Annotated in this window: 11 protein-coding genes; 5 read left to right on the top strand and 6 right to left on the bottom strand. The window is 60.9% G+C overall.

What is annotated here, in order from left to right:
• Positions 1-76: 76 nt before the first annotated feature.
• The 3 genes from I6L33_RS05485 to typA form a co-directional block, all read right to left on the bottom strand.
• Positions 77-214 carry a ribonuclease BN gene (locus I6L33_RS05485; protein ID WP_227291490.1) on the bottom strand — a complete coding sequence of 46 codons (138 nt, stop codon included), beginning with the start codon at positions 212-214 and terminating at the stop codon, positions 77-79.
• A 3-nt stretch (positions 215-217) separates the two neighbouring features.
• The gene (locus I6L33_RS05480; protein WP_216973684.1) at positions 218-1,090 is read right to left on the bottom strand and encodes a virulence factor BrkB family protein; all 873 of its coding nucleotides are present in this window, start codon (positions 1,088-1,090) and stop codon (positions 218-220) included.
• Between the two features lie 171 nt (positions 1,091-1,261).
• Positions 1,262-3,073, bottom strand: coding sequence for a translational GTPase TypA (typA, locus tag I6L33_RS05475; RefSeq protein WP_005307808.1), 1,812 nt, complete (start codon positions 3,071-3,073; stop codon positions 1,262-1,264).
• A gap of 352 nt (positions 3,074-3,425) precedes the next feature.
• On the opposite strand from typA, the gene glnA reads away from it, so the two are divergent.
• The 5 genes from glnA to add all read left to right on the top strand — a co-directional run bounded on the left by glnA (position 3,426) and on the right by add (position 9,215).
• Positions 3,426-4,835 (top strand): glutamate--ammonia ligase, encoded by a 1,410-nt coding sequence (gene glnA / locus I6L33_RS05470; RefSeq protein WP_005307807.1) that lies wholly within the window; start codon positions 3,426-3,428, stop codon positions 4,833-4,835.
• Positions 4,836-4,926: 91 nt separating this feature from the next.
• On the top strand, positions 4,927-5,508 hold the full coding sequence (locus I6L33_RS05465) for a DUF4124 domain-containing protein (protein WP_216973683.1): 582 nt from the start codon (positions 4,927-4,929) through the stop codon (positions 5,506-5,508).
• A gap of 80 nt (positions 5,509-5,588) precedes the next feature.
• Positions 5,589-6,644 (top strand): nitrogen regulation protein NR(II), encoded by a 1,056-nt coding sequence (gene glnL, locus I6L33_RS05460; RefSeq protein ID WP_005307805.1) that lies wholly within the window; start codon positions 5,589-5,591, stop codon positions 6,642-6,644.
• Positions 6,645-6,653: 9 nt separating this feature from the next.
• Positions 6,654-8,072, top strand: a complete 1,419-nt coding sequence (gene glnG, locus I6L33_RS05455; RefSeq protein WP_005307804.1) for a nitrogen regulation protein NR(I) — start codon at positions 6,654-6,656, stop codon at positions 8,070-8,072.
• 141 nt (positions 8,073-8,213) lie between these two features.
• A complete protein-coding gene (add, locus tag I6L33_RS05450; protein ID WP_216973682.1) occupies positions 8,214-9,215 on the top strand; it encodes an adenosine deaminase in 1,002 nt (333 codons plus the stop codon).
• 68 nt (positions 9,216-9,283) lie between these two features.
• Here add and hemN read toward each other — a convergent pair whose 3' ends face one another.
• From hemN to yihI, 3 genes are read right to left on the bottom strand one after another with little or no spacing between them, the layout of a single operon-like run.
• Complete coding sequence (gene hemN / locus I6L33_RS05445) at positions 9,284-10,657, bottom strand: oxygen-independent coproporphyrinogen III oxidase (RefSeq protein WP_216973681.1); 1,374 nt, start codon at positions 10,655-10,657, stop codon at positions 9,284-9,286.
• Positions 10,658-10,683: 26 nt separating this feature from the next.
• Positions 10,684-11,124, bottom strand: coding sequence for a DUF2489 domain-containing protein (locus I6L33_RS05440; protein WP_005307801.1), 441 nt, complete (start codon positions 11,122-11,124; stop codon positions 10,684-10,686).
• Positions 11,125-11,135: 11 nt separating this feature from the next.
• Positions 11,136-11,714, bottom strand: a complete 579-nt coding sequence (gene yihI / locus I6L33_RS05435; protein ID WP_026141129.1) for a Der GTPase-activating protein YihI — start codon at positions 11,712-11,714, stop codon at positions 11,136-11,138.
• Positions 11,715-12,150 lie beyond the last annotated feature (436 nt).

The following is a 12,150-nucleotide window of genomic DNA, read 5'->3' as shown; positions in this document are numbered from 1 at the left end:
CTCTCCTCTCAAAACGGAACGACCGCCCCCATCTGCTGATGGGGGCGGTCGTCGATGCTAACAGCAAGAGGCCGGATCAGGCCAACTCATCGGCGCCCGGTCGCTCATATTCGCCGAGGCAGGCGGTGGTTTCCGCGCCAAGCAAGACCACCAGCCAGCTCAGGCAGTCCACATAGGCCCAGACAAACAGCATGGTCGCCAATGCCAACAACAAGGTTCAAGCCAGCTCTTCTGAGGCAGGCCGCTCATATTCACCAAGGCAGGCGGTGGTTTCCGCGCCAAGCAAGACCACCAGCCAGCTCAGGTAGACCCAAACAAACAGAATGGGGATGGTCGCCAGGGCACCATAGATGGCCTGATAGGAGGGGAAGTTGGTGATATAGATGGCAAAACCGCGCTTGGCCAGCTCGAACAGGGTGGCCGCCACCAGGGCGCCGATGAAGGCGTGCATCAGCCGCACCTTGCAGTTGGGCACCACGGTATAGACCAGCAGGAAAGTGAGCACAGAGAACAAGAACGGCAGGCCGCGCAGCAGCAGGTAGCCGATGCCGAACAGGCTCTCGGCCCCGAACAGCCGCAGCGAGAAAATATAGGAGGAGATGGCGATGCTGGCCCCGATAAGCACGGGGCCCAGGGTCAGGATCATCCAGTACATGGCGAATGCCTGGGCCAGCGGCCGGCTCCGGGTCGAACGCCAGATGTAGTTGAGGTTCTTGTCGATGGCCGAGATCAGCATCAGCGCCACCACGATCAGGGCACCGATGCCGACTGCCGTGGTGTTGGTGGCGTTGGCCACGAAGCCGTCGATGTACTCCTTGAGCATCTCGCCGGCGGTGGGTACGAAGTTGTGATAGACGAACTGCTCCATCGCCTGCTTCAGACTCTGGAACACCGGAAAGGCCGACATCATGCCGAACACCACGGCGATCATGGGCACCAGGGAGAGCAGGGTGACATAGGCCAGATAGCCGGCGGTGACCGTCAGCCTGTCCTGCTGGAAACGGCCCCAGACGAACTGGGCGAAATGGCGCCCATCATGGTGCAAGAAAGAGAGGGCGTGACCGAGACGGCCACCGGATTTCAGCTGCATTGTGCTTCCCGATGTCTTCATCATGCCGACATTGTGTCAGATCCCGTCACCGTTTGACCACCCGCGAGCCGGCCAGATGCGACTCGTCCGGGCGCGACTGTGGCTCCTTCTGCGGAAAACGACCATAAAAAAAGAGGCCCGCAGGCCTCTTTTCATCGCTGATGCAGCGGATCAAGCACGACCGGCGCGCTTGCGGTCCAGCTCGGTCAGCAGCTTCTTGCGGATACGGATGCTCTTCGGAGTGACTTCAACCAGTTCGTCGTTGTCGATGAACTCCAGAGCCTGTTCCAGCGACATGCGGATCGGCGGAGTCAGCACCTGGGCTTCGTCGGTACCGGAGGCACGCATGTTGGTCAGCTGTTTGCCCTTCAGGCAGTTGACGGTCAGGTCGTTGGAACGGGAGTGAATACCGATCACCTGGCCTTCGTACACTTCGGTCGCGTGACCGATGAACAGACGACCACGGTCTTGCAGACCGAACAGGGCATAGGTCAGCGCCTTGCCGGTAGCGTTGGAGATCAGCACGCCGTTCTGACGCTCACCGATGCTGCCACCCTTGTGCGGACCGTAGTGGTCGAAGGTGTGGTACAGCAGACCGGTACCTGAGGTCAGGGTCATGAACTCGGTCTGGAAGCCGATCAGGCCACGGCTCGGGATCATGAAGTCGAGACGAACACGGCCTTTACCATCCGGGGTCATGTTGGTCATCTCGCCCTTACGCAGGCCGAGTTGCTCCATGACAGAACCCTGGTGCGCTTCTTCCACGTCCACGGTTACGGTTTCGAACGGTTCTTGCAGAACGCCGTCTACGGTGCGCAGGATAACTTCCGGACGGGATACCGCCAGCTCGTAGCCTTCGCGACGCATGTTTTCGATCAGGATGGAGAGGTGCAGTTCACCACGGCCGGAGACACGGAACTTGTCCGGATCGTCGGTCTCTTCCACACGCAGGGCCACGTTGTGGACCAGCTCCTGGTTCAGACGCTCCAGGATGTTGCGGGAGGTCACGAACTTGCCCTCTTTACCGGCGAACGGAGAGGTGTTGACCTGGAAGGTCATGTTCACGGTCGGCTCGTCAACGGAGAGCGGCGGCAGCGCTTCAACGGCACCGTTGTCGCAGATGGTGTCGGAGATCTTCAGCTCGCCCAGACCGGTGATGGCGATGATGTCGCCAGCTTGCGCATCGGCCACTTCGGTACGGGACAGGCCCAGGTAGCCCAGTACCTGGCCAACTTTGCCGGTACGGGTCTTGCCATCGGCACCCACCACGGTCACCTGCTGGTTGGTCTTGACGCGACCACGGGTGATGCGGCCGATACCGATAACGCCCACGTAGGAGTTGTAGTCCAGCTGGGAGATCTGCATCTGGAAGGCACCATCGGTGTCCGCGGCAGGCGCTTCCACGTTGTCGACGATGGCCTGGAACAGGGGTTCCATGTTCTCGGACTCGACGTCTTGATCCAGGGTGGCCCAACCGTTCAGTGCAGAGGCGTAAACAACCTTGAAGTCCAGTTGCTCATCGGTGGCGCCCAGGTTGTCGAACAGATCGAAGACCTGATCCATTACCCAGTCAGGACGAGCACCCGGACGGTCGATCTTGTTGATGACCACGATCGGCTTCAGACCCTGGGCGAACGCCTTCTGGGTCACGAAACGGGTCTGCGGCATCGGGCCGTCAACGGCGTCAACCAGCAGCAGTACGGAGTCAACCATGGAGAGCACACGCTCAACTTCACCACCGAAGTCGGCGTGACCCGGGGTATCCACGATGTTGATGCGGTAGTCGTTCCAGCGGATCGCAGTGTTCTTGGCGAGAATGGTGATGCCACGTTCCCGTTCCAGATCATTGGAGTCCATGATCCGTTCCTGACCTTCGCTGGTGCGATCCAGAGTGCCGGATTGCTGCAGCAGCTTGTCCACCAGCGTGGTTTTGCCGTGGTCAACGTGCGCAATAATCGCAATATTGCGTAAATTCTCTAACATTCTCGCCTCAAATCACCGGGTAAAATTGGGCGCTAATTGTACTCTCGCCTTTGTGATCTGCCTAGCAGAATTGCAGTACATTCGCGCATAACAGGGGATCAGGATCATAGACCTTCTCATCAAAGCCTGCTTAGATAGGGGCCGACCGTATACCACGCACCATTTTAGTGCACCAAAACGATCCAAGGTTGCACTACTTTGAGGCGTAACGCGCTGAGATAGCGAGTCTCGGGGCAGGCCCGTAGTCGCAAATGCCCTGAAATCAAGCTGTCACAAACTTGGCACGATACTGGCTTATGTGAATGTGATGACGCATTCACCCTAAGAGTTTTAACACCGGAGGTTACTTAGCATGTCAGCCCAGAACGTTTTGGCCCTGATCCAGGAACACGAAGTCAAGTTTGTCGACCTGCGCTTTACCGATACCAAGGGTAAAGAGCAGCACGTATCCATCCCTGCCCACCAGGTCGACGAAGATTTCTTCGAAGACGGCAAGATGTTCGACGGCTCCTCCATCGGCGGCTGGAAAGGCATCAACGAATCCGACATGGTGCTGATGCCGGATCCCGCCTCCGCCAAGCTGGACCCGTTCACCGAAGAGACCACCCTGAACATCGTCTGTGACGTGCTGGAACCCGCTACCATGCAGGGTTACGACCGCGATCCGCGCTCCATCGCCAAGCGTGCCGAAGACTTCCTGAAAGCCAGCGGTATCGCCGACACCGTGCTGTTCGGGCCGGAGCCGGAATTCTTCATGTTCGACAACATCACCTTCTCGAACACCATGGGTCACAGCTTCGTGAAGATCGAATCCGAAGAAGCCGCCTGGAACTCCGGTACCAACTACGAGCACGGCAACAAAGGCCACCGTCCGTTCGTGAAGGGCGGTTACTTCCCGGTTGCCCCGGTCGACTCCTCCCAGGATATCCGCGCCGCCATGTGTCTGGTGCTGGAAGAGATGGGCCAGGTCGTTGAGGCTCACCACCACGAAGTGGCCACTGCCGGTCAGAACGAGATCGCCACCCGCTTCAACACCCTCACCCTGAAGGCTGACGAAGTTCAGGTACTGAAGTACGTGATCCACAACGTGGCCCACGCCTACAACAAGACCGTCACCTTCATGCCGAAACCCATGTTCGGTGACAACGGCTCCGGCATGCACTGCCACCAGTCTCTGGCCAAGAACGGCGTCAACCTGTTCGCCGGCGACCTGTACGGCGGTCTGTCCGAGATGGCGCTGCACTACATCGGCGGCATCATCAAGCACGCCAAGGCCATCAACGCCTTCGCCAACCCGACCACCAACTCCTACAAGCGTCTGGTTCCGGGTTATGAAGCACCGGTCATGCTGGCCTACTCCGCCCGCAACCGCTCTGCCTCCATCCGTATCCCGGTGGTACCGAGCCCGAAAGCGCGCCGCATTGAAGTCCGCTTCCCGGATCCGGCTGCCAACCCGTACCTGGCCTTCGCTGCCCAGTTGATGGCCGGTCTGGACGGCATCATCAACAAGATCCATCCGGGCGATGCCATGGACAAGAACCTGTACGACCTGCCGCCGGAAGAGGCTGCCGAAGTGCCGACCGTGGCCGGCTCTCTGGACGAAGCCCTGGCCGCGCTGGATGCGGATCGCGAGTTCCTGACCCGCGGTGGCGTGTTCAGCGACGACTTCATCAACTCCTACCTGGAGCTGAAGCAGCAGGACGTTGACCGTGTGCGCATGACCCCGCACCCGCTGGAATTTGAACTGTACTACTCCGTTTAATCCGGATCCCAGCTCAGAACTTGACCAAACCCGCCGACAGGCGGGTTTTTTCTCTGATAGGATTAAGCAGAATCCCGTCAAGGAGAGATGGATGAAAACCGCCTACCCAGTATGGATGCTGAGCCTGTTGCTGCTGGCCACCAGTGCCGCCCAGGCCGCCAAGGTATACTCCTGGACCGACAACCAGGGGGTCGTCCACTACACGGATGCACCGCCCCCGGGACAGAAGGCCAAGGAGGTCGATCTGCGCGTCGCCCCCTTCATCGGCACTGCCCCCCGCTCGGTCCAGGTGGACAATTTCAACAGCCTGACCGGTGTCGATGCCAAAAAAGAGAAGGAAGCGGCCAAGCTGGTGATCGAACTGCTCTCCCCGGAACAGGGCAGTACACTGCGCGACAACACAGGCAACGTGGTGTTCCAGGGCCAGGTCAGGCCCCTGCCCCCCACCCAGTATGACGTGCGCCTGACCCTGGACGGCAAGGCGGCCCCTCTCGTCAACAATGCCCTCGCCATCCGGGTCGAAAACCTGGATCGGGGTGCCCACGAGGCCCAGCTCGAGCTGCTCGCCAAAGACGGTACGATCCTTGCTAAATCCAAGGCAGTCACCTTCTACCTGCACCGGGCCAGCATCAATTCAGCCCCCAAAGCGACCCCGCTCAACAACAAGGGGTGATCCTGTGCCTCGATACGGGTAGACTAAATGCACCACATTGGTGCATAGCTGGTGTATAGCACCGTTTTAGGGAGAAACCAGTGCCAACCCGCCCGGATCAAGCCAGGATACTGCTCGACAACCTGCTGACTGCCGTCATCCTGATGGATGAACGGCTCTGCATCCAGTTCGTCAACCCCGCCGCCGAGCAGCTGCTCTCCCTCAGTCAGCGCCGGTTGATCGGCATCGAGCTGCCCCATCTGCTGGAACATATCTCCCTCGATCTGCAGCGCCTCAAGCAGTGCCTCAGTTCGGGGCAGGGCTTCACCGACAGCGAAGTCACCCTGGTGGTGGAAGGGGAGCCCAGACTGGTGGAGATGAGCGTCAGTCCACTGGCCGACCACGAACAGCGGCTGATGGTGGTGGAGCTGCGCAAGATCGACCAGCAGAAGAAGATCAGCCAGGAGTTGCAGCAGCATGCCCAGCAGCAGGCGGCCAAGGAGCTGGTACGCGGCCTGGCCCACGAGATCAAGAATCCCCTCGGCGGTCTGCGCGGCGCGGCCCAGCTGCTGCAAAAGGAGCTGCCCGACCCCGCCCTGCGCGAGTACACCGGCATTATCATCGAGCAGGCCGACCGGCTGCGGGTACTGGTCGACCGGCTGCTCGGCCCCCAGCGGCCCGGTCGCCACCAGATGCACAACGTGCACTCGGTGCTGGAGCAGGTGCGCCGGCTGGTAGAACTGGAGCTGCCGCCGACGGTGCGCATCGAGCGGGATTACGATCCCAGCATCCCGGAGTTCGAGATGGAGCCGGACCAGTTGCAGCAGGCCTTTCTCAACATGGTGCGCAACGCCGCCGAGGCCATCGGTGAGCAAACCGGCCTCATCCGCATCAAGACCCGCACCGCGTTCCAGATCACCATCCACGGCCAGCGCTACCGGCTGGCGGCCGAGATCAAGATCATCGACAACGGCCCCGGCATCCCGGATGCCATCCGCGACACCCTCTTCTATCCGATGATCACCGGCAAGGAGGGGGGCACCGGGCTCGGCCTCTCCATTGCCCAGAACCTGATCGACCAGCACAAGGGGCGGATCGACTGCATCAGCTGGCCCGGCCACACCGAATTCACCATTTTTCTACCGCTTCGCAAATAAGGGAACGTCATGACAGCAAAAGTGTGGATCGTCGATGACGACAGTTCTATCCGCTGGGTGCTGGAGCGCACCCTCGGCAGTGAAGGCTTCGAGTGCGAGAGCTTCGCCGACGGCGAGGCGCTGCTGAGCTCGCTGGAAATGCGCTCGCCGGACGTGATCCTCTCCGACATCCGCATGCCCGGCATCGACGGCCTCAGCCTGCTTGAGCAGATCCATCGCCGCCAGGCCGACCTGCCCATCATCATCATGACCGCCCACTCGGATCTCGACAGCGCAGTCAACGCCTACCAGCGCGGCGCCTTCGAATACCTGCCCAAGCCGTTCGATATCGACGAAGCGGTCACCCTGGTGCGCCGCGCCGAGAATCATCTCAAGGAGCAGCGTACCAAGCGCAAGGCACGCCAGCAGGATCCGGCCAGCAGCCCGGAAATCATCGGCGAGGCGCCGGCCATGCAGGAGGTGTTCCGCGCCATCGGCCGGCTGTCACGCTCCAGCATCTCGGTGCTGATCAACGGCCAGAGCGGCACCGGCAAGGAGCTGGTCGCCCACGCCCTGCACAAGCACAGCCCACGCGCCCACAAGAACTTCATCGCCCTCAACATGGCGGCCATCCCGAAAGATCTCATCGAATCGGAACTGTTCGGCCATGAGAAGGGGGCCTTCACCGGTGCCAACAACATCCGCCACGGCCGCTTCGAGCAGGCCGACGGCGGCACCCTGTTTCTCGACGAGATCGGCGACATGCCGCTGGATGTGCAGACCCGGCTGCTGCGGGTGCTGGCCGACGGCCAGTTCTACCGGGTCGGTGGCCATCAGCCGGTACAGGTGGATGTGCGGATCATCGCCGCCACCCACCAGAACCTGGAGAAGCGGGTGGCCGACGGCGAGTTTCGGGAAGATCTGTTCCACCGCCTCAACGTCATCCGCATCCACATTCCCGCCCTCAAGGAGCGGCGCGAAGACATTCCCCAACTGGCCCGTCACTTTCTGCTGCGGGCAGCCAAGGAGCTGAACGTGGAGGCCAAGAGCCTGCATCCGGATACCCAGGCCTATATCAGCCGTCTGCCCTGGCCCGGCAACGTGCGCCAGCTGGAAAACGTCTGCCGCTGGCTCACCGTGATGGCCTCGGGGCAGGAGGTGCTGGTGAGCGACCTGCCCACCGAGCTGCTGACCCCCATCACCAGCACCGCCGAGCCGGGCCAGCCGGCGCTGTCCGGCGGCTGGCAACAGCAGTTGCAGGATTGGGTCGCCGCCAAGCTGGCGCTGGGGGAGACCGACATCCTGGCCGATGCCCTGCCCCAGTTCGAGCGGATCATGCTGGAAACCGCGCTGGACCATACCCATGGCCACAAACAGGAGGCGGCGCGCCTGCTCGGTTGGGGACGCAATACCCTCACCCGCAAGCTGAAGGAACTCGACCTCTCCTGAGTCCCGAGGAAAAACGATTCCCATCACGCCTTGGCAAATCGCCGACCAATAAGACCCCGTTTGATTTCAAACGGGGTATCTTTTTTGGAAGCCCCGCCTAGAATGGCAGGCTTTCCAACCCGACTCGAAGAAGGCGCCATCATGATTGACAGATCTCTTCCCCTGACCGACCTGCACCGCCATCTGGACGGCAACATCCGTCCGCAGTCCATCCTCGAGCTGGGCCGTCAGCACAATATCCGGCTGCCGGCAGACGAACTCGAAGCGCTGCGCCCGCACGTGCAGATCGTCGAGAACGAGCCGAGCCTGGTCGCCTTCCTGAAGAAACTGGACTGGGGCGTAGCTGTGCTGGCCGACTACGATGCCTGCCGCCGGGTGGCCTACGAGAACGTGGAAGACTTGCTGCGCGCCGGCATCGACTATGCCGAACTGCGCTTCAGCCCGGCCTACATGGCGATGGCCCACAAGCTGCACCCGCAGGGCGTGGTCGAAGCCATCATCGACGGCGTAGCGGCCGGTAGCCGCGACTTCGGCATCAAGACCAACCTGATCGGCATCATGAGCCGCACCTTCGGCACCGAGCAGTGCAAGCAGGAGCTGGATGCCTGCCTGGCTCATCGCGACAAGCTGGTTGCCATCGATCTGGCCGGCGACGAGCTGGGCTTCCCGGGCGAGCTGTTCACCGAGCACTTCCGCCGGGTGCGCGATGCGGGCATGCGCGTCACCGTGCACGCCGGTGAAGCCGCTGGCCCCGAAAGCATGTGGCAGGCCATTCGCGAGCTGGGGGCCGAGCGTATCGGCCACGGCGTCAAGGCGATTCAGGATCCAGCCCTGATGGCCTATCTGGCCGAGCACCGCATCGGCATCGAATCCTGCCTCACCTCCAACATTCAAACCACCACGGTAGCGAGCCTGAGCGAGCACCCGATCCGCCAGTTCCTGGCCGCCGGCGTGCTGGCCTGTCTCAACACCGACGACCCGGCGGTAGAGGGGATCGACCTGCCCCACGAATATGAAGTGGCCGCTCCGGCCGCCGGCATGACGGTGAGCGAGATCCGCACCGCCCAGCAGAATGGCCTGACCCTGGCCTTCCTGAGCGAGGCCGAGAAGGCCGAGCTGAGTGCCCGCGCAGCCCAGCGCTGAGTACAGCCAGGCCCAACAAAAAAACCGCCGAGAGGCGGTTTTTTTGTTTTCCAACAGCATCGACCGGCTTAGATCACCCGGGAGAACTGCTGCTGGCGTGCCTTGCTCCGCAGGTAGACATCGAAGCACATGCAGATATTGCGGATCAGCAGCTGACCGGTGGAGACCACCTCCATTCCCTCTTCGGTCATGCGCACCAGACCGTCATCGATGAAGGTCTGCAGCAGCTTGAGGTCTTCGGCGAAGTACTCCTTGAACACCAGACCATGGGCCTGCTCGACGGCGGCAAAGTTCAGGCGAAAATCGCAGATGAGGCGCTTGATCACCTCGCGGCGGATCAGGTCGTCCCGGTTGAGCGAGCACCCCTTCCACTGGGCGTGCCCCAGCGTTTCCACCTGGGCGTAGTAGGCCTTGAGCTCTTTCTGGTTCTGGGAATAGGCGTCACCGATCATGCTGATGGAGGAGACCCCCAGCCCCAGCAGGTCGCAATCCCCCTGGGTGGTATAACCCTGGAAGTTGCGATGCAGCTTACCCTCACGCTGGGCCACCGCCAGTTCGTCGTCTGGCTTGGCGAAGTGATCCATGCCGATGAACTGGTAGCCTCGGCAGGTCAGAAAGGCGATGGTGTCCTGCAGCATGGCCAGCTTCTCCTGCGGCGCCGGCATGTCCGCCTCCTTCAGCTTGTGCTGGGCGGCAAAACGGCTCGGCAGGTGGGCATAGTTGAAGATGGAGAGGCGCGCCGGGTCGGTCTTGAGCACCTCTTCCAGGGTGTGGTGGAAGCTCTCCCGGTTCTGATGTGGCAGGCCGTAGATGAGATCCAGGTTGGTGGAACGAAAACCCAGTTCGCGGGCTCGCTCCAGCATGGCGCGGATGAAGTCGTTGTCCTGCTCGCGGTTGACCGCGACCTGGACCTCCTTGTTGAAATCCTGCACGCCAAGGCTGATGCGGTTGAAGCCGATTTCCCGCAGCACATCCAGCATGGAAAGCTCGATCTCGCGGGGATCCACCTCGATGCTGATTTCGCCCTCTTCGGCGAAATGGAAGTGCTCCCGCAACATGGTCATCAGTCGGCGGGTCTGGGGTTCATCCAGATAGGTGGGCGTGCCGCCGCCCCAGTGCAGCTGGGTCACCAGCCGCTCCTTGAACAGCGGGGCCTGTGCCTTGATCTCTTGCTCGAGGTAATCGAGGTACTGGTCAGCCTTGTGGCGGTGACGGGTGATCACCTTGTTGCAACCGCAGTAGTAGCAGAGCTTGTGACAGAAGGGGATGTGCACGTAAAGCGACAGGTTGCGCGCCGGATACTGGCTCGCGGCCTGGACGAAGTCCGGATAACCGAAGCCCTCATTGAACTCCAGCGCAGTGGGATAGGAGGTATAACGCGGGCCGCTGTAATTATATTTTTCGATCAGGGCCTGATCCCACACAATCTGTTCTGCTTGCACGCTTGCTTCCTCTTGTTGTTATTGGCTCACCGGCTTAACTGAAAATCCTTCAGTCGGGCCACATCCTTGAGGATCTGCGCCTCCAGCTCGGCCTCATAGCCACTGCGTTCGAGATCCATCTTCATGATTTCATTGCGCTTGAGGGCCCGCCTCGCCTCATGGGTCGGCATCTCTTTCACCTTCTCGTAGAGACCGTACAGACCCGGAAATTCACCGGCAAAGGCACGACCGCCCTTGATCTGCAGTGCATCGAGCAGGTTTGTCAGCCGGATGGCACCTTCGGAGTAGTCGCACTGGCCATCTCGTACCGCGTGGGCGATGACCCTGACGCTCTCGAGAATACGCTCATTGCGAGCCGCGATGGCCTGCTGCTGGCTGTCGTGCTGGCGCTTGAGACGGGCCAGCAGGGAACCGGCATAGAAGGCCAGCCCCAACAAAATCAGGCCGCCCAACAGGGCGGCCAGCATCCATCCACTCATCACTTTTTCTTCGGCTCAGGCTTGGGCTCCGGCTGATAGTCAACCTGAGTGAAACGATCCCACAGCTCCTCTTCGGAGGCTGGCTGGCTTGGCTCGTCAAAGTCGGCATCATCAAAGTCCATGTCGTCTTCGTCGTCATCGTTGTCGATGATGCCAAGCTCGTCCATCAGCTCCTGATAGCGATCGACCCGCTGATCGACCCAGGCCTGCTCGGTCGCTTCCAGGGTTTCACCAGCATCCAGACGATCCAGCAGGTCATTGAGGCGATCATCATTCTCGATGGAGGCCAGCTCCTGCTCAGGGGTCATCACCAGCTTCTTCTCTTTGGCGGGTTTGGGCGCCACCGGCTTGCCACCCTTCTCTTCCACGATCAACGCGACGGGCTTGCGGGAACCGATACGCGGGTCCTTGGCCTGCTTGGTACCGCCTTTCTTGCCGCTCTGCTCGACTTGCTGGCGGGATCCGGCCTTCAAGCCCTTGCGCTTGGCGGCGCGCTTGCGCTCACGGCCTTCCTGGGCACTGGCCTCTGATTCTTTGCGCTTACCGGCGGGCTTGCGATTGGGTTGTTTAGCCGACATGAATGACTGACTCCGACAAATAACTGGATTGAAACCCGTTCCCGGCCTGATGTAGGCCGGGGAGGATGCTGATACCGGGAGTGATGGACGAGAAACAAAAAGTGGGATCCCGCACCCATCCGGCCATGAATGACCACCAAATACCGCAGGATCGGCATCCTCTGGGCATGTTGCTGGTATTTTGACACAGAATGACCGGGCGGGTTAATGACCCAAAAGAAAAAAGGCAGCCGAAGCTGCCTTGATATGTTTATGCGAGTCCCATCCCTGGCTGCAAATCACCCTGTCCGTGGTGATACGTCTGCGCATCATATCTTTGTGTGTGGTCGTCCTGACCTTAATTGGTCGATCCTGAATGTGCGTGTGCTTGCCTGACCCATGCCGACGACGTCCGGTCATCTTCTGGGGTGGTTGCTTCCCGCAGCCCCGCTCTTCC

The sequence above is a fragment of the Aeromonas sp. FDAARGOS 1403 genome, from assembly GCF_019047325.1.
GTDB classification, from domain to species: Bacteria; Pseudomonadota; Gammaproteobacteria; order Enterobacterales; family Aeromonadaceae; genus Aeromonas; species Aeromonas dhakensis.
This window is presented reverse-complemented; position numbering and strand designations above follow the sequence as displayed.